Source organism: Ignavibacteria bacterium (assembly GCA_016707005.1).
Classification (GTDB): Bacteria; Bacteroidota; Ignavibacteria; order Kapaibacteriales; family Kapaibacteriaceae; genus UBA10438.
This window is the reverse complement of the sequence record JADJIQ010000002.1, coordinates 265,373-284,269: the sequence shown is the minus strand read 5'-3', so window position 1 is coordinate 284,269 and position 18,897 is coordinate 265,373. Positions and strand designations below refer to the sequence as shown.

Annotated in this window: 14 protein-coding genes; 5 read left to right on the top strand and 9 right to left on the bottom strand. The window is 49.6% G+C overall.

The genetic code is table 11. The features are described from left to right. Positions 1-2 precede the first annotated feature (2 nt). The 3 genes from IPI29_04135 to IPI29_04125 all read left to right on the top strand — a co-directional run bounded on the left by IPI29_04135 (position 3) and on the right by IPI29_04125 (position 3,987). Positions 3-2,426, top strand: a complete 2,424-nt coding sequence (locus IPI29_04135; GenBank protein ID MBK7411726.1) for an N-6 DNA methylase — start codon at positions 3-5, stop codon at positions 2,424-2,426. A gap of 12 nt (positions 2,427-2,438) precedes the next feature. Beyond that, on the top strand, positions 2,439-3,083 hold the full coding sequence (locus IPI29_04130) for a DUF429 domain-containing protein (protein ID MBK7411725.1): 645 nt from the start codon (positions 2,439-2,441) through the stop codon (positions 3,081-3,083). A 142-nt stretch (positions 3,084-3,225) separates the two neighbouring features. Beyond that, positions 3,226-3,987 carry a hypothetical protein gene (locus IPI29_04125; protein MBK7411724.1) on the top strand — a complete coding sequence of 254 codons (762 nt, stop codon included), beginning with the start codon at positions 3,226-3,228 and terminating at the stop codon, positions 3,985-3,987. A 131-nt stretch (positions 3,988-4,118) separates the two neighbouring features. Here IPI29_04125 and IPI29_04120 read toward each other — a convergent pair whose 3' ends face one another. The 5 genes from IPI29_04120 to IPI29_04100 all read right to left on the bottom strand — a co-directional run bounded on the left by IPI29_04120 (position 4,119) and on the right by IPI29_04100 (position 9,024). Beyond that, positions 4,119-4,856, bottom strand: a complete 738-nt coding sequence (locus tag IPI29_04120) for an ASCH domain-containing protein (GenBank protein ID MBK7411723.1) — start codon at positions 4,854-4,856, stop codon at positions 4,119-4,121. 150 nt (positions 4,857-5,006) lie between these two features. Further along, on the bottom strand, positions 5,007-5,363 hold the full coding sequence (locus IPI29_04115; GenBank protein ID MBK7411722.1) for a helix-turn-helix domain-containing protein: 357 nt from the start codon (positions 5,361-5,363) through the stop codon (positions 5,007-5,009). Between the two features lie 323 nt (positions 5,364-5,686). Then, complete coding sequence (locus tag IPI29_04110; protein ID MBK7411721.1) at positions 5,687-7,747, bottom strand: DUF3987 domain-containing protein; 2,061 nt, start codon at positions 7,745-7,747, stop codon at positions 5,687-5,689. After that, on the bottom strand, positions 7,744-8,043 hold the full coding sequence (locus tag IPI29_04105) for a helix-turn-helix domain-containing protein (protein MBK7411720.1): 300 nt from the start codon (positions 8,041-8,043) through the stop codon (positions 7,744-7,746). The genes IPI29_04110 and IPI29_04105 overlap by 4 nt, the downstream gene beginning before the upstream one ends. An 84-nt stretch (positions 8,044-8,127) precedes the next feature. Next, complete coding sequence (locus tag IPI29_04100) at positions 8,128-9,024, bottom strand: hypothetical protein (GenBank protein MBK7411719.1); 897 nt, start codon at positions 9,022-9,024, stop codon at positions 8,128-8,130. A gap of 277 nt (positions 9,025-9,301) precedes the next feature. Between IPI29_04100 and IPI29_04095 the strand changes: the two genes are divergently transcribed. Both IPI29_04095 and IPI29_04090 read left to right on the top strand, forming a co-directional pair. Further along, positions 9,302-10,057: a phage integrase SAM-like domain-containing protein gene (locus tag IPI29_04095; GenBank protein MBK7411718.1), complete on the top strand. Its 756-nt coding sequence runs from the start codon at positions 9,302-9,304 to the stop codon at positions 10,055-10,057. Beyond that, on the top strand, positions 9,993-10,532 hold the full coding sequence (locus IPI29_04090; GenBank protein ID MBK7411717.1) for an integrase catalytic domain-containing protein: 540 nt from the start codon (positions 9,993-9,995) through the stop codon (positions 10,530-10,532). The genes IPI29_04095 and IPI29_04090 overlap by 65 nt, the downstream gene beginning before the upstream one ends. Before the next feature lie 218 nt (positions 10,533-10,750). On the opposite strand, the gene IPI29_04085 is transcribed toward IPI29_04090, so the two are convergent. The 4 genes from IPI29_04085 to IPI29_04070 form a co-directional block, all read right to left on the bottom strand. Next, positions 10,751-12,049, bottom strand: coding sequence for an efflux RND transporter periplasmic adaptor subunit (locus IPI29_04085; protein ID MBK7411716.1), 1,299 nt, complete (start codon positions 12,047-12,049; stop codon positions 10,751-10,753). Between the two features lie 12 nt (positions 12,050-12,061). Beyond that, positions 12,062-16,429, bottom strand: a complete 4,368-nt coding sequence (locus IPI29_04080) for a CusA/CzcA family heavy metal efflux RND transporter (protein MBK7411715.1) — start codon at positions 16,427-16,429, stop codon at positions 12,062-12,064. Positions 16,430-16,604: 175 nt separating this feature from the next. Next, positions 16,605-17,021, bottom strand: a complete 417-nt coding sequence (locus IPI29_04075) for a hypothetical protein (GenBank protein ID MBK7411714.1) — start codon at positions 17,019-17,021, stop codon at positions 16,605-16,607. Beyond that, complete coding sequence (locus tag IPI29_04070; protein ID MBK7411713.1) at positions 17,014-18,888, bottom strand: heavy metal translocating P-type ATPase; 1,875 nt, start codon at positions 18,886-18,888, stop codon at positions 17,014-17,016. Before IPI29_04070 ends, IPI29_04075 begins: the two co-directional genes overlap by 8 nt. Positions 18,889-18,897 lie beyond the last annotated feature (9 nt).

Below are 18,897 nucleotides of genomic sequence, written 5' to 3'. Positions count from 1 at the left end.
TCATGCTCGATTCGGAAACAAAACATCGGATAGATACTGCTCGCAACATTCTTGTTGGCAAAGTCCCCGATCCAAAGAGTCAGGTTGAACAGATCACAGTTGCGCTGATCTACAAGTTCATGGACGACATGGATGCCGAGGCTGAGAGCCTTGGTGGTAAGCGTAAGTTCTTTGCCGGAGACTACAGCAAATACGGATGGGGGAATCTCCTGAGTGTCGGACTTGGGGGACACGGCACGCTTGCGCTCTATTCCGAAGCCATCGACAAGATTCCGGAGAACCCCGGGATACCTGCGCTCTTCCGCGACATCTTCAAGAACGCCTACCTTCCGTATCGTGACCCTGAAACACTGCGAGCATTTCTCAAGGTGATCAATGAGTTTCGCTACGACCATAGTGAACGACTCGGTGATGCCTTTGAGTACCTACTCTCCATTCTCGGTTCACAAGGCGATGCCGGTCAGTTCCGCACGCCACGTCACATCATCGATTTCTTGGTCGAGCTTGTTAACCCACAAAAAGGCGACGTGATCCTCGACCCCGCATGCGGGACAGCCGGGTTCCTCATCTCTGCCTACAAGCACATCCAGAAGAACAACGTCGATAAGAAAGGGAACAGCACCCTTACGCCAGATGATAAGGGGCGTATGGTGAAGAACTTCATCGGCTATGACATCTCGCCTGATATGGTGCGGTTGTCCTTGGTGAACATGTATCTGCACGGATTTGTAGAGCCCCATATCTACGAGTACGATACCCTTACAAGTCTCGACAGATGGAACGAGCAGTCCGATGTGATCTTGGCCAATCCACCGTTCATGTCGCCAAAGGGTGGCATCATTCCGCACAACCGTTTCTCCGTCCAATCCAAACGCAGCGAAGTCTTGTTTGTAGACTACATCGCCGAACACCTCTCAAACAAAGGTCGGGCCGGGATCATCGTCCCCGAGGGCATCATCTTCCAGAGTCAGACCGCCTACAAACAGCTCCGCAAGATGCTCGTAGACGACTACCTCATTGCCGTTGTCTCCCTCCCAGCCGGTGTCTTCAATCCCTATTCCGGCGTCAAGACCTCCATCCTTGTCCTCGATAAAGCCCTCGCCAAAAAATCCGATTCCATCGCCTTCTTCAAAGTAGAGAACGACGGCTACGGCCTCGGCGCACAACGCAAACCCATCGACAAGAACGATCTCCCCGCAACCCTTCAAGCCTTCACCGCCTTCCGTCAGTCAATAGAAGACGTCACACAAGACCACCTCACCAGTGCCCCCTCCACCGCACAGATTGTCACAAAGGAAAAGATCTCCGCCAACGGCGACTACAACCTCAGTGGCGAACGATACCGGGAGGGAGTTGCCACTTTATCCTCGTGGCCTTTTGTGAAGGCTGGAGATGTGTTTCAAAAAGGGGTTGATACTGTTAACCCCGCTACACTTACAGGTCCGGTTAACTACATTGGACTTGAACACATTTCTCAGGGTACTGGAAAGATTGTTGGAAGTACCATCACAAACAATCCTTTGGAGATAAAGAGCCTGAAGAACGTGTTCAAGGCCGGCAACATCCTGTATGGTAAACTTAGGCCAAACTTGAACAAAGTGTGGCTGTCTGATAGTGATGGTATCTGTTCGACCGATATTCTAGTCGTTGAAGTCGATGAGAGTGTGGCCAGTCCGTTACTCTATTCATATGTACTTCGCACTCCCAGGTTCAATGACAAGGTAATGGGGCAGCTGAAGGGCGCTCAGTTACCGCGCATTGGCTGGTCATCGTTTGCAGATATCGAAATCCCCCTCCCCCCACTTGACATCCAACACCAACTCGTCGCCGAAATCGAATCCTACCAAAAAGTCATCGACGGTGCACGGGCCGTTGTAGAGAACTACGAGCCGAGGATCGATGTGAAGCCGGAATGGGAGATGGTGGGGCTGGGGGATATTGTGAGACTTTCGAGTGGACGAGGGCTAACTCAAGTAGAAATGATACCTGGTGAGTATCCCGTATACGGTGGGAATGGCATGAATGGTACACATCACGAGTACTTTCTTGAAAATCCCAATGTAGCAATAGGTAGAGTTGGCGCATACTGCGGAGTAGTACACGTTACACCGAGCAAGTCGTGGGTCTCAGACAACGCGCTGTACATCTCAGAACTCAAGCGCGAAATCAACTTGAGATATCTCGCTCAACTTTTATGTCAGCTAAACCTAAACCAGTTTGCCAAAGTCGGGGGCCAACCCTCGATATCCCAGACAACCGTGTATGAACGAACGATATCAGTGGCTCCAATCGAGATACAACAGTCAATCGTCTCTGAGATTGAGGCAGAGCAGTCCCTTGTCAATGCAAACAAAGAATTGATCGAGCGAATGGAGAAGAAGATTGAAGGAGTGTTGAAAAGGGTGTGGGGGGAGCAAACAACTTGAGTGGAGTACGATGTGACGGCCATTGAACGACCAGTCGCTGGAATCGATGTAGGTGTCAACAAGGGCTACCACGTAGTACTCTTGCAGGGTAACGAGTTTACAACGCGTAGACCATTCCATTCGGCATCAGAAGTGGCACAATGGTGCGACGATGTAAATGCCGCCATTGTAGCGGTCGATGCGCCTTGTAAATGGGCATTCCACGGAAAGTCAAGACAGTGTGAGCGCGAGCTTGAGATTGGTGATGCTAAGATTCACAGCTTCAAAACGCCACAGGAGTTTGTTGCGAAGGGTAGGCCGTTCTATGAATGGGTAAGGCGCGGTCAATTGTTGTATTCTGAATTGAAAGATCGCAGATATGAGCTCTTCGAGTGTGCTACAACTGCTCGAAGAATCATGATAGAAACTTTCCCGAATGCAGTGGTCTGTGCTTTAGAGGGGCGAGTAGTGAAGGCAAGACCCAAAGCAAGAACACGTAGGGACCTACTCAGCCGACTTGGTTATGATCACAGTGCACTGCCATCGATAGACCATGTTGATGCTGCACTGTGTGCCCTTGCTGCTCATTCGTTTGAGAACTCGCAGTACCGATCGTTCGGACAGGCTATAGATGGGCTGATCGTTGTGCCAGTTACGGGATATCCGAATGTGCGGTAGATTGGGGCATGCCCCGACTCAAGATGCGAGACCATGAAAGTAGATGGTATTGGTTTGTACTTCGTATTGATCATACAATGCGGATTATTAAATGCCCAAGCGGAATCAACGAATGTTAACGATAGCACGGCATGTGATCGATATGACGAAACAGCATTCCCCTGTGTTGTTCGCCTGTACAATGGGGTTGCACCGCATTGTTGAGAATGATGTAGACTCAAAGAGGGTATCAACGGACTTTGTGGGTAGTGGTGTGGCTGTGAGGTATAATGGACGCACATTCGTTGTTACTGCTCATCACGTTGTCGAAGACTGTGGCGGACCTGACAACGTTTATCTTGCACAGAATGAAGTAGGTGGGTCTCAGGACGTCGCATCGTTTGGTGGGCAATACATCTTTCCAACTTCCAATGCGGATCTCGATATAGGAAGGTATGAGATTGATGCGATGCAACTTCAGAATTGCAGTATCATACCTTTTGACGTTGGCGATCGAGATGAAGATTATGCGTTCCCAGGCGGTTCATTCTACGTTGTTGGCGGATTCCCAGCATCTGCAGTCAAAAGGCGCAGTAGACGTGGCCCCTTTAGAATTGGCTTCAGAACGATCATTGCACTCGAGTCAGATACAATGTTAAGTAGCCATCCGCCGGATAGCCACCTTGTTCTCAAATACGATCAAAAGAATCAGGCCAAGTATATGCATGGGGAGAGCGGAACGCGAAAGGGTGTTATGCCAGCGGGAATGAGTGGCTGCGGAATGTATAGATTCTCTCTTTTACCCAACGCCGCGGGCCACTATGTCGTTCGCTTGATCGCAATATTCACGGATTACGATAAGAGACGTCGAGTGCTTATCGGAACAAGACTCGGTCCGCTATTGAGAGCCGGGATGTTGAAGTAGGCCGCCGTAAAATGCCAGCCGTCTCTTCGAGTGCAAGGTTGGCTCGGTTGAATATAGTAGCTGTCAATACGGCGACTGTGCTGAACGATGGCTCTTCCGTTCGTGCCGGTTAAATGAACTGAGCGTGAGGTTTACATATACCAAAACGTCTGCGTGGGGTGCGATCGCGTTGGTGGGGTCACTGGCGTTCCCAGTTTTCGTGGCTTACGGAGATGCCATTTGTACGACCGCGATTGGGAACGCGTATCTAAGCGGCAATGCGTGATCTCAACGGATCCGACAATCCGACCGCGTGGATAAGCCTCAGCGTCGCGTTTGTCGATCCCGTACCTACCCAGCCTGACACCATCAAGATTCGCCAGCTTCTGTGACGCATAGATGTATACGCGCATTGTCTTGGTCGTAGGAACCGGTCTGTTCTCGATAGTCTTCTTGCCGCTAAGGATCAGCGAAGCCCATGGCTGTTGAATGCTCAGGATGGGGATGGACGGATCTAACCCGGCTGGCCAGAGCTTCTCGGCAACGAGATCCCATGGAACGACCCGTCGGATGGCTGCCATCTTTTTTGGTATTGGTTTGAGGCCACGTGCCTCTCGCACGGCCTGGGCGAGTAAACGCTTGCTGACCCCGGATTGGCGAACGAGGTAGAGCAGCATCTCGGGGTTCATGACGTGGTTGTAGGCGTATCGTGCGTCACGCCCGCTCGTGACCTTGCGGTCATAAGCACCGGGGGAGTGGTACTCTTTCAGCCAACCAAGCCAGTGCTCCTTTTGAGTGGAGTACCAAATGTCAGCCCTATTGTAAGACCTTCCGGGCGGTAGGTCCTGAATTCGTCGGCGTAGCTTATGAGTTGAGATCGATCGTGGCATGATGCACCTTCATGGATGACCTTCGTACGAAATGACGGAGAAAGGACGAGATCAACCATGACTTCTGTCATCCCTCCTGGAATGCCCGCTTGAGTTGTTGCCAGAGCTCAGGCGGTGCATCCAAGGATGGTATGTCCGGGGCAGTTGGTGCTACTTCTTCGTTGCGCTGCTGAGTAAGCGTGTTCGCTTTTCCCTCCGTTCCCGGGCAGCGTGCTCCTGAGCTTCGGCTTTCTCTCGGTCTGCGTCTATTCGCTTCTGGCGTCGCTCTTCAAGTCGACGTTCCTCTTCGGCAATCTTCCGCCGTGCCAGAGTGAGGCCAACGTCATAGAGCTCTTTTCCGAGGAACGAGCGAAGTGAATCGATGTATCGCAGCGAGAGGGGGCGCTCGCCTCGTACAAGTGATCCGACAAATGAGCGTGACATTTGGATGTAGTCGGCAAATTCTCTGTGACTGAATCCGGCAAGATTGAGCACTGTGCCGAACTCTTTATAGGTGAGTATGTCCATTGTGATGCCTGTTCTGTTAAGTGTTAGTTGTGGTTGATGAACGATTGGCGGTCCATGGCCGAATGTTAGTGGCCAAAGACTGATCTGCTGACTCAGATGAACTGATCGCGACCAGCGGTGGCATGACAAAGCGTGCAGTGGCGTGCAATAGCTGAAGGTGATTGACGGGTTAGTAAAAGCTACTTGTATTTACTGCAATCAACTGCATGCATCCTAACGACTTACGCATATGAGCACCCTGGATCATGTCAATAAGCCCTTTGATACGTTGATACGATGACACAAACGTGGCTTGTATCAGAGTATCATCGTATCAGATCGCACTATGGAGCGCGCGTTAATGCCTTCTTGTAGCGACCATGTCCCAGCGAATGGATCCGTGTCTTGTCTTTCAGACATCGTTTGACAGTAGCAGAGCTGATCTCAAGACCAACGCCAATGGAAAGGGCATCTGCTGTGCGGAATTCCTCGGGTAGTTTGGCATAGAGCGTCTCAAATGCCTTGGGTACACCAAGCAATTGGAAGGTGTCCTGTTGGGATCGTAGCGATTCTACTATCTCGCCGCTGTTCTGACGCAGTTGCTCAGCTAACGTCATCGCCATTGTATAGTCAATATCCTGTACGATGATGATGTCCGGGATCAGCTCGTCGTGCGCATAACAACGCAACACGGAAAGGATCATACATAGGCGTACTACAACGATGCCCGCTCGTAGAGTGACCGCGGTGTCGATGCCTGCGGTGACATCGCCATATCGTTCCTTGAATTTGACGTTGAAATCACTGCGCTGATCGGGTGTTAAATCAACGCGGACCTTTCTGCTTTTAAGTTGTTCCCATAGCCGTGTAACTAAGGGGGCATTTCCCTTAGCGTATTCGCGGGCATAGGTACTGTTTGAGCTGAAAGGGTCAGTGAATTCCGGTCGTCTCGGAAGCAGGACAAAGGAGAACCGCGATGCAAGACCGTTCTCAGCCCCTTGAACTAATGGTGCGATCTGTGCAGGTGTTCCGCTGAGTACAATGGCGAGACATGGGCGCTCGCAATAGACTCGCAGATCATTGCCAACTCGCGCCTGACTGATCGCTTCATGATGCCATGCCTGACGAAGTGCTGCTGATGCATCACCATTCTTGGCTGATATCGCACTCTTAAGACTGTCTGCTTCGGTGTCGAACAATACCAGTGACTCTGCCGAAGCAAGGCTTCTGATGATCACGGCTGCCGTTGCGTCGGTAGGCAGTAGCAGTACCTCCGTCTTCTGGCGTTCGGGCATGGGTTCGCCATTCTTCTTCCCCTTGCTTTCCCATAGGGCCATCAGATTCGAGTGTGCATCGTGATTGGTCTTGTTGGATAATCGGTACCGCGATTCGATACCTTCAATAAGAATCCTGCTCGGCCTAATGCAAGACTTCCCACTGCCGGCTTCCCCAACAACAAAGAGATAGAGCATTGGCGAGTAACTCACACCAGAATAGGTGGCCTGCACTGTTGGCATTATGGCCCCGATCACCGTCATTGCTGAGAGGAGTAGGACAAGTCTCTCATAGGGGTCTGTGGTTTCGTGCAGAATACCCTTTAAGAGCTCCGGCAAGGTCTCAACGATTTGATCATCGAGACCAATGCCATCAATGCCGTCCACTGCCGTATCCATCTCTGATGCAGGTATAGGCTCGGTAAGGAGTCGGGAAATCTCTGCATTAAGCATCTCCACGCTTCCACCCATGGTAAAGTAGTCTGAGAGGTCTCCCTTCTTTGGCAATTCGGGTTGGAGGACGCGCAGGTCAAGCTGAACGATCTGTTCTGATGCATTCGTTCGGCGCAGGCTCTGTTCTACAATTTGGGCGTGTTCCCGGCCTACGTCATCATTATCGGCAACAATAACGGCAACAATGCCCCTTACCGCCAGTGAGCATTCATCGGTCCATTTCTTTGCACCGAAAAGATTGGTCGTAGCGTCTAAGCCGTTTTGGGCAGCACGATCCGCATCGGCTTCTCCCTCAGTAATGAGTACGGGGCGACCCTGTGATATCGCATCGAGTGTCTGGGGTAGCCGGTAGGGAATTCGTATGGCAGAGCCTACGCCATTTACCCACTCTCCATTCTCCATGTGCTGGCAGACGAACCGCTTCGATCCATCTGCATTGCGATACATGGAAGTGCGGATGACTGGCTCGTCGGTAGGCGAGTGGTAGACATGTCGTCGGACCGGTTCGACCTCCCGGCGAACATCATAGCGTTTGGTTGGAGGAATGAACTTCTGACCACATTTGCTACTATGGCATTTACCACCGTCGAGAGTAGCTCCGTTCTCGATTAAGGGGGCGAATTTCCTTGACTGGCCGCACGGACAGGCTGTCTGTCTTCCGAATCCATTCTTCTTCACGGAGTCACCCCTTTGTTACGGGTGAGCTCAACAAACGAATCGCGGGTGATCAGAACGCGTCTGCTGATTTTCACAACGGACAGCTTACCCGACTTGACCAACGAGGAGATCGTTTGCACACTCACATTGAGGAGTGTTGCAGCCTCCTTCCTACTCAGGAGTACTTCCTGCTTTGACGCACCCATGGGAGCGTGGTGAGCGGCCTGCTGCGAGCGCAGGACGGAAGAAAATGCATCAGTAAGGCACTCTTTAATAGTGCTCCTGATCAGTTCTTCAATGGTGTTATCTGATAGCATACGGCCTCCAGTGAGTTGCATTTCTTGATGCAAAATCCCCTGGTAGCCGAGTAAAGATTTTCCAATCTCAATTCGCTAAACGCATCAAACTTTTTGCTGCTTTGAAGCTTCTGTCAATGCTTCCAAAAACTTTTTGGACTTTGACAAATACTCATCATATCCGGGAGAGACTGTGTTGCTCAGATTGGATGCAATTGTCCCAGAGCCACCCAACCACTTCCAACTTTCCTTGCCTTTGATAGAGACCGCTATATGTTTTCTATTGCGCTTGGTAAGTCCAAAATGGGATGAAAGTGCGGACAGAATAACAGCCGCCTCGTTCTTTCGCAACGATGTCATTTCTATCGTACCATGGTCGGAGTTGATAATTTCAAGCACTCTATCCGGGGTTGAGACAAACTCGTCTTTCACACACATGAAGGCTCTCGCCATAGGATTAGAGGATTCCAGCTGAAGCTTATGGGCTGACAGCGTATCTATCTCTTGCTTCTTGGCCTCCAATTCGGATCTTAAAGCAAGCTTCTCTTGTTCGACTTCAGCTATCACACTCAGTTTCCCAGAACGGATATTTAGGGCCTGTAGGTAAAGGTGGAGATCGTCGCCAACGTTAGGCAATATTGCGAACGCTGCCGCAACCCAATTCTGGGCCAAATCCATGTTTTCGTCTACGGTTAATCCAAGTGGCGACCGATCACGGAGGTCTAAGAATTCGAAATCAGGAGACAGGCTGAGGTAATAGAAGTGATTCGCGTATTCTCTGACCTCGTTCAGGAAGTGCTGTTGATTATCACTATCTATGTTACTCGCTCTAAATCGACTCCTGCACCCCTCTGCAAGCGTCGTTTCCGCTTCTATTTTATGGTCGAGTTCCCCTGATCGTACCCTTCCAGCTCTTTCTCTGAACCACCCAGATCGGTATCGTATAACTATATCAACAAGATTGTCCAGCATGTTTATATAGTCCATATCGTAAATGCCCATATAGCACTTCCTCAAAAAAGTAAGCCAAAAAGTAAGCCAAAAAAGACTAAGCCCCTATAACTACTTGTGTTATAAGGGCTTAGTATTTTTTCTTGTAGCGGGGGCAGGAAATGAACCTACAGTTATCCTGAGATATCCCGAGATATCAGAATGTATGATTACTTGCCTATATAGCATGGACTTACGTAGATTGTAGACGTCTGGTGATATCTCGAATAATCCCGAGATCAAGCAAAAAACCGTCACCTGTACCGTCACCTGAGTTTGAAGGAATGGCATGGCACAGACCCGTCTATACCTCAAGAAGGACATCAATCGGGATGGCCGTTCGGCAGTGATCCTGAGCGTATTCGTTAACAATGCCCGAATGAGGTTGGGTACTGGTGTGACGGTTAGGCCGGACGACTGGAATGATGATAAACAAGAGATCAAACGCTCAGAGCCAAATTATTCCGCGCTGAACGCCATGCTCAAGGCGCGGACAATTCAGGTTGAAACGGCGGTTCTGAATGGGATCGCTACTCACGGGGAGGCGTTCTCGCTAAGGATCCTAACCGAGGAGCTTTCGCGTCGTCGGGTGGACCGCAATCAAAACGACTCGGTTGAAAAGGCTCTCTCGTTCTGGGACTTCTATGCCCAGTTCATAGCATCTAAGAAGAACGAACTGGAACCTCGGACCATCGCGAAGTACAACACCCTGAAGGTGATCCTGAAGGAAGTGGAGAAGGGGAAGGACCCGCTGAAGTTCGAGAACATCGACCATACCTTCTATGATCGATTCCGGAACCACATGATCAAAAAGCGGAAGCTCACCAACAACACTATTGGCAAGTACGTTAGCACCTTCAAGACCTTCTTGTCGTGGGCAGTGGATAGGGGAGCCCCTGTTCACCCTGCCTATCGCAAATTCAAGGTCGATGAGGAAGACGTCGAGGTGGTGGCCCTCACGTGGGACGAACTCCAGCTCCTTGAGAACGTCGATCTCTCCGCCAACCCCACGTTTAGATCGTGTCCGCGATCTCTTCCTTCTTGAATGCTATACCGGTGCAAGATTCGGAGATATCCAAGCCATGCACTACGATGACATCCGCGATGGTGTATGGTGTCTGCGTCAGCAGAAGACCAAAACCGAGGTTCGCATCCACATTTCCAAGCGTGCCGATGCCATTATCTCCAAGTACCGAAGGACAGGCAGTCAACTTCCGTCCATAAGCTCCCAGAAGTTCAACGCGTACATTAAGGAACTCGGCAAGGTCGCTGAGTTAGATAGTCCCTTTCGACAGGTACGACGAAGTGGTAAGACTGCAACAGAGAAGCGCGGTCCAAAGTGGGAGTTCCTATCAAGTCACGTTGCGAGAAAGACCTTCGTTTCCATTTCTCTTGAAAGGGGCATGCGCCACGAGGTTGTGATGAGCTTCACCGGTCACAAGAGCTTCAAAACGATGAAGAAGTATATTGCGCTCACTGAGAAGGGGCGTAAGGAAGATGTGGAGAAAGTGTGGGGGTGAGTGGAGATTCCGGTTGCAGTGACCACATTATTCCGCACGTGATTGACCACCGCATCTAATGGTATGCTGACTTGCTAAACCCAATGCTAGATTACATTTGTCAAGGCGTTGGAGTGCGATCTCAGGTGGTTACGGCAACGCGGATCTTGATGGTCAAGGTGTGCGGAATCTCCAGAAGTCGCTGACGACAGCATTGCTGGGTACAAGCGTGGACGTTCTTAATGTGCATGCCCCTCCCCTTTATTATTCATCTTTGCCAAGATGAAGAACGCGCCCTTTACGGCGACCCTGCTGTTCGCGGGGATCTCTTTCAGTAAGGTTATTTCACTGTAACCAACATCGGTGGTGCCTTTGCGAATAGGGATCCGTTCGAACGTTGTTCCTTTTTCCTTGTGTTTGGATTCGTCTCTTGCTTGGTGCTTGGGCTCCTCTTTTTCGCCGTGACCATGTCCCTGCTCATCGTGTTTGTGTTCGGTAGTCTCCGACTCGCTGTGATGTTCTTCTTCCGCGTGAGCATCGGTAACGATAAAGATGTAGTCCTGACCCTCGTGGTTTACAATAGCATCGGTAGGTACGGCATCAACGGTGGCATTTTCCAGGCTCACCAACGCGGTAATGCTCATTTTGTCAATCAATCCCTGCTTGTTTCCTTTGACGATTGCATGAACGGCAACGGCTTTAGACGTTGGGTCGAACGTGTTGCTGATTGCATAAATATCAGCGTCATACTCCTGGCCCGGATTGTTTGTGAGTGTGAAGTGAATTGTTTGCCCAACTCTCATTTTCGGCAAATCCTTTTCGTAAACAAATAAGTCTAAATGTAGTTGGCTATTGTCCACTATTTCAGCGATGGGGCTGTTCGCATCCACATAGCTGCCGATGTTGACCTTTACGTCGCGGATTACTCCGCTTATCGGACTTCTGATGCTAACTGTTGACTGTATGTTTTCGGTCGTAAGTGCTCCAGCACTGATGCCGATTAGTTCCAATTGCTTGCGCAAGCTTGCCCGTTTTGCTTTTAGCGTTTTGAGCTCTGCATCCGCGCTTTGTAGATTCTTGAGAGCGGTGGCGTTACCCTGTTGCAGTTCCTTTTGCCGGGCATACTCTAATTCTGCCAGTTCGGATTTCGATGAAACACTTAAATAGTCTTCTTGCAGGGTTATGAAGGAACTGTTGGTGATGGTAGCAATGACCTGCCCTTTGCGGACATTACTTCCCGTTTGTACCTGAATCGATTTTATAACGCCACCCATTGATGCCGTAGCGCTGGCTTTATTTTGATTTGGCACCTCCAATATCCCGTTCGCCCTAAGCGAGGCAGTAAGCTGTTTCTTTTCGATACTACCAAGCTGAACGTGCACAGATTTCATCTGCTCGTCAGTGAGTATAGCTGTGTTCTCGTTTTCATGCTCTCCATGATGCTCAGTCTCGACGGTGGGCGGCACGGTTTTTTCGCTGCGGCAAGCCGTCAGACCCACCAACACTGCGAGGACTACTATGATGATTGCGCTTTTCATTTTATTGAGTTTCTATTGGTTGATTAAGAAGTTGATGTTGACAACGGCCTGGTTGATCTGACTGACTGCTTGGAGGAAGTTCAACTGCACATCTGTCGCTGTTTGCAATGCCTGTAGAAACTCAACGTAGCTGATGGCACCACTTTTGAAACCGAGGGTTGCTGTACTGATGATTGATTCGGCATTGGGCAATGCTGTGGATAGGTAGTATCCATAGTGTGACAGGTATAGCTCGTAACGGTAGAAGGCGTTTTGCAGTTGATTCTGCAACTGCTGCCTGCGGTTGTCGGCCTCTTTCTGCAACGCTTGATACTTGTAGTCCAGAGACTTGATCTTAGCGGCGTTGCTGAAAAACGTTACCGGTATGCTTATGCCGACATTAAAGCCCTGAAAGCGTTTGCTACCGTCAAAGTACACATCAGCACCATCAACACTTTGTACACCTATTAATGACTGGTTGAAATAGCCAACATTGAAGTCCGGCAACGTGGATGCCGTTTCCACCTTGATGTTTTGTTCCGCCACTACGGCTTGCTGATACAGCACTTTCACCGATGGATTATTGGCAATTAGAGACGTATCGAACGATCTGCTTAATACGAGTGGCTGCAAACTATCGGTGAGGCCAATCGTAAAATCCTCGCTTGTATTCATCAGGGTTTTCAAGGATCGGTAAGCAGTCAACAATTCGACATCGTATTGCTTCACGAGCAGCGATAGCTGTCCTCGCTTGGTTTCGGCGGTTGTTTTTTCGAGAAGATTCGTTTCTCCGGTTTTGTAGCGCAATGCAACAGTAGCTTCAAAATCCTTATACAGGCTGTCTAGCCGCAATAGTTGCGCTCTTGCTGTTTGCAAGTACTGCAGCTGATGATACCAATAAAGAACCTGCGCCTTTATCTCGCCGACAGTGACTTCCCGCTGCAATTGGCTGCTCTGTAGTTCGGCCTCATACAAACTAGATCTGGCCGTGTAATAGGTAGGGAAGGGAATGCTTTGAGAGATCTGAAACGCTTGGTCCTGATTAATGCTGTTGTATTGTCCGAACTGAAAGTTGACATTTGTCTTGGGCAGCTCGAACACTGACTTTTTCAGCACCGTTGCTGATTCCACAATCAGTTGCTTCGACTGGATGTCATAATTGTTTTTTAGAGCTGTGCCAACTGCATCATCGATTGAAAGGCTCTTTTCTGTTTGTGGTTGAGCACATGCTACACCAAATGAAAGAAAGCCAAAAACGATGAGAGCCGTTGCATTGCTAAGCTTCAACGTTCTCTTACCAGAAAACATCAAGTAGAGAAGGGGTAAAACAAACAGGGTTAAGAAGGTTGCAGTGACGAGTCCACCAATTACAACGGTGGCCAAAGGTTTTTGCACCTCTGCACCGGCGCCACTTGACAACGCCATCGGGAAGAACCCCAGCGAGGCAACCGTGGCCGTCATCAGGACAGGTCGAAGGCGAAGTTTTGTGCCTTCTAAAACTCGCTGAACCATATCACCCATTCCGTCTTTTTCCAATTGATTGAATGTGCTAACCAAGACAATTCCATTTAACACAGCTACGCCAAACAAGGCAATGAAGCCAACGCCTGCCGATATGCTGAAAGGCATCCCACGAAGCAGCAACGCAAAGACGCCCCCAATCGCTGCCATTGGAATGGCCGTGAAAATCAGAGCGGCTTGTTTGATAGAATGAAAGGCGAAAAAGAGCAACATGAAAATGAGCGTCATTGATAACGGAACTGCTATCATTAATCGTTTCGTCGCGGCCTGCAGATTTTCGAATGTGCCTCCGTACGTGTAGTAATATCCTTCCGGAAGCCTCACTTCTTGATTGAGCTTATCCTGGATATCAGTCACGACACTTTGTACATCTCTGCCGGTCACGTTAAAGCCAACGACAATCCTGCGTTTTGCTTTTTCGCGGCTTATCTGTGCTGGACCTAATTCCAGTTTTATATCCGCCACTTGCGATAGAGGAATTTGTGTTCCATCGGCGGTCGGTATATATAGGTGGCTTACATCTTCTATGTTGTTACGATGTGTACTATCTAGTCGCACCACTAGGTCGAACTTGCGTTCATTCTCAAATACCACTCCTGCCTCACCCCCTGCAAACGCAGTGCTTACGATGTGGTTGATGTCCTCAATGTTCAGGCCATAATTAGCAATTTGGGTCCGGTTGTAGTTAATGACGATTTGTGGTAGTCCCGCGACTCTTTCCACCATTGGCTCCGTGGCACCTTCCACGCTTTGGACCACTACATTTACCTTCTCAGCATAGAATAAAAGCGTATCCATGTTTTCGCCAAAGATTTTTACTGCAACGTCTTGGCGAATGCCAGTCATTAGTTCGTTGAAACGCATCTGTATGGGTTGGCTTTTTTCAAAGAAGACGCCGGGAATGTTCTCTAGCTTTTCATTGATTTCATTAGCCAATTCATCATAAGAAATGTCCCGTTTCCATTCGTCTTGAGGTTTCAGAATTACCATCAAATCGGTTGCTTCAGGTGGCATCGGGTCCACCGGAACTTCGGCCGCACCAGTTCTGCCGACTACCATCTTTACTTCGTCAAATCCTTTGATAATGCGTGACGCCTGCATGGAGGTTTCGATGCTTTGCGACAGAGATGTACCCTGCGGGAGAATACAATGAAAGGCAAAGTCGCCTTCGGCTAATGTTGGTATGAATTCGCCTCCCATTCTTGAAAAGACAAGAACGGCGACAAAGAAAACAGCTACTGTTATTCCAACCACGTACCATTTTGCTTTGATAGCTCCGGCTAAAAGCGGAGCATACGTACGCTGAAAAAACGCCATCATTTTGTCGGAAATGTTCTGCTTATGGGCTACTTTTCTGCTGAGGAAAAGTGCAGACGCCATTGGTATATAGGTAATCGAGAGGAGGAAAGCACCGAGAATGGCAAATGAAACGGTTTGGGCCATCGGACCAAACATCTTACCTTCAATACCCACGAGAGATAGGATCGGTAAATACACAATCAGAATAATGATTTCGCCGAATGATGCTGAATTCCTGATACGTTTTGAGCTTTCAAGAACACTCTCATCCATCTCGACTTTAGTAAGCTCAGTTCTGCCTCCCGGCAATTGAATTGTGCTAATACGGTGGAAAATGCTTTCTACGATGATCACCGCACCATCGACAATCAATCCAAAATCAATGGCGCCTAAACTCATCAGATTGGCACTGACGCCAAACAAATTCATCATGCCTAGAGCAAACAACATCGAAAGGGGAATAGCAGAAGCCACTATCAGGCCTGCTCTTAGGTTGCCCAGAAACAACACCAACACAAATATTACAATCAACGCTCCTTCGACAAGGTTCGTTTTAACCGTGTTGATAGCGCGGTTTACTAAATCTGTTCTGTCTAAGTAAGGCTCTATTACTACATCGGCAGGCAATGACTTTTGAATCGTAGCCATCTTATCTTTTACTCGATTGACCACATCCGCGCTGTTCGCACCTTTTAGCATCATTACCACGCCACCAACTGCATCTACCTCGCCATTGTATGTAAGTGCGCCGTAGCGGACGGCACTGCCGAATCCTACCTCCGCTACATCTTTGATCAAAATGGGAATTCCGTTTGCGTTATTCTTAACAGAGATGTTCTTGATATCCTCAATTGACCTAATTAAGCCGACTCCTCGGATGAAGTAAGCGTTCGGCCTCTTATCGATGTATGCCCCCCCTGTATTTTCATTGTTCTTTTCCAAGGCAACAAAAATTTCGGGAATTGTAATACCCATAGCAACCAAACGATCAGGGTTTACCGCAACCTCATATTGTTTGAGTTGTCCACCGAAGCTGTTCACCTCCGCTATACCGGGCGTTCCATAGAGTTGGCGGGCTACGATCCAATCCTGCATCGTTCGCAGATCCATAGCAGTGTACTTGGATTCGCTACCCTTTTTTGGATGGATAATGTATTGGTAGATTTCACCTAACCCTGTGCTGACGGGTCCTAACTCGGGCGTTCCAATACCTTTCGGAATTTTTTCCTGGGCATCTATCAATTTTTCATTTATCAGCTGTCGTGCAAAGTATATGTTCACGTCGTCGTCGAACACAACCGTAATGACAGAAAGGCCGAACCTAGAGATGCTTCGCAACTCTATCATATCAGGCAGGTTGGCAATACTTTGCTCAATGGGATAAGTAACCAGCTGTTCCACTTCTTGCCCTGCAAGCGTGGGGCAAAGGGTTATGATTTGCACCTGATTGTTTGTGATATCAGGAAGCGCATCGATGGAGAGTTTGGTTGCACTCCATACACCCCAAATGATGAGAACAAGAGTCATCAATCCGATGATGAACTTATTCTTTATGCTGAACGTGATTATGTGGTCTAACATTATTGTAATCAGTTTAATGAGTGAACCAAGGTGCTTGCGACAAGCCCGCATTCGATCGTTGGGTGTGAACGGGAGGCAACAGCAGACCACGTCATCGTGTTTTGTGACGCAGAGGCAACGTCATCGTGATGGGTGACGCAGAGTTGTAGCTACAAAGGGGAGAGCGTGAGTGCTCTTAGGCGCGTGGAGGCTGAAAGATCGACGCGAGGGGCTTGTCAGTATACAGGTCTACAGACGTTTTGGACGACTGCTTACGGTCGTCGCCGATAACGGGCGGAAGTACAACAGCGCTCGGTGGCACCGCCAACTGGGCGATGCAGCCCGTGCCGCAGTTCTTAGGTCCTGTTTGATCGTGATGCCGATTGTGTTCGGAGTCTGATGACGAAGTATCATGCGTGTCATCATGCGTTAGGCACTTCAAGATGTCCTGCACCGACTCATCGTGGTCAACCAAGTGATGCTCGATATGCACGAGCTGCACGGCCGCCTTCACGATATTGTTAAGGCATAGGCCAAGGAGCAATGACCATACAAGGATGGTGCCGAAGATGATACGTAGTGTACGCGAACGCATAATTGGCAAGTTACGCATTATCTGTTTTAGGAGTTTGTAGTAGCCGCAGTGCATTTGCTATCACCAGCAGTGTTGCACCGGTGTCAGCCAGGATGGCAAGCCATAGACTCGTCACGCCAACAAAAGCCAGCACGAGGAACAATGCCTTTAAGCCGAGGGCAAATGCGATATTCACCTTGATAATCCTTGCCGTTCTCTGCCCAAGTCGGATCACTTCAGGAATCTTTCGAAGTTCATCCTGAACGAGTGCGATGTCTGCGGTTTCAATGGCAGCATCGGTACCAACGCCGCCCATAGCAATTCCTATGCTGGCAATGGCCATAGCAGGTGCATCGTTCACACCATCGCCCACCATGCCCACGTGTTTGTATTCAGCAACCAAAGAGCGAATGCGTTCAACCTTGTCCTCTGGAAGCTGATCACCGAACGCTTCATCGATACCGGCTTGCTTGGCGATCGCATTAACCGTACGCTGATTGTCGCCGCTGATTATTACAACCTTCTTAATGCCAACAGAGTGCAGTGCTTGAATTGTTGCTACTGCATCTGCGCGAATCGTGTCTCCGATCGCGATGATTCCCAAAACCACACCCGTTGTGCTGTCGCCCACCTGTCCAACTACCACCACGGAGAGTCCCTGTGATTCAATCTCAGCCAGCGCTGTTTCTAGGGCGGGCGTACACACACCCATATCATGTGCGTATCGATGATTACTCGCGAAATACCGTTTGCCTTCGACATCGGCTTCAGCCCCTTTCCCACTGATTGCTTTGTATCCACTACTCTCAGGTGCGACTATCCCACGTCCGGTTGCGTACGCAACGATTGCACGAGCTAACGGATGTTCCGAGTATGTATCAACCGCAGCCGCGATCCGCACGACGGTGGCCTCTTCATTATCACGCCATGGAGTAACGGAATGCACGGTTGGTTTGCCCGAAGTAATTGTTCCTGTCTTGTCCACAGCAAGCACCTTCAACCGTCCAACCTCTTCGATGTGCGCTCCGCCTTTCACCAGCACACCACGGCGTGCCATCGCGGTAAGTCCGGACACGATAGAAATAGGTGTCGAGATAACGAGGGCACACGGACATGCAATGACAATCAGCACCAAGGAGCGGTAAATAGACTCCTGCCATCCACTGCCAAAGAACACAGGCGGTACAAGGAGCACACCCAACGCAAATACAAAAACCGCGGGTGTATAATATTTTGCGAACGTGTCGACGAATCGTTCTGAGGGGGCTTTCTGCGCCTGTGCAGCTCCTATCATTTGCACGATACGAGCGAGAGTACTTTGCGATGAGACACTTGTTACGCGGACCTCAAGGAAACCATCTTCGTTGATTGTCCCGGCGTACACCGTATCGCCCGTTGCTTTCGCCGCGGGTGTCGACTCGCCGGTAATAGGTGCCTGATTAACAGTCGATTCTCCTTTTATAACCACACCATCGAGGGGTATGTTCATACCCGACCGAACTATGACGGTGGCACCCACAGCAACATCTTCGACGCGTACTTCTCTTTGCACATCTCCCTCCTGAACCAACGCTGTTGCTGGGGCGATGTCAAGAAGTGAACGAATCGCGCGTCGTGCACGAGCAAGACTAAACGATTCCAACAACTCCGATAACGCAAAGAGAAAGGCTACGGCAGCCCCTTCCGCCCATTCCCCGATAATAGCAGCACCGATCACGGCAACAGTCATCAGCATGTTCATGTCGAGAGTCAAATGCCTTAAAGACCGCAGTGCCTTTGGTGCCACATACCATGCGCCTGCTACAGTGGCAACTGCGTATAAGACGATGGGTGTCCATGTTGCAATTCCCACCCCGAGCATTTCGACCAGAAGTCCGATTCCTGTCAGCGCTCCAGAGATGACCACCGCATAGAG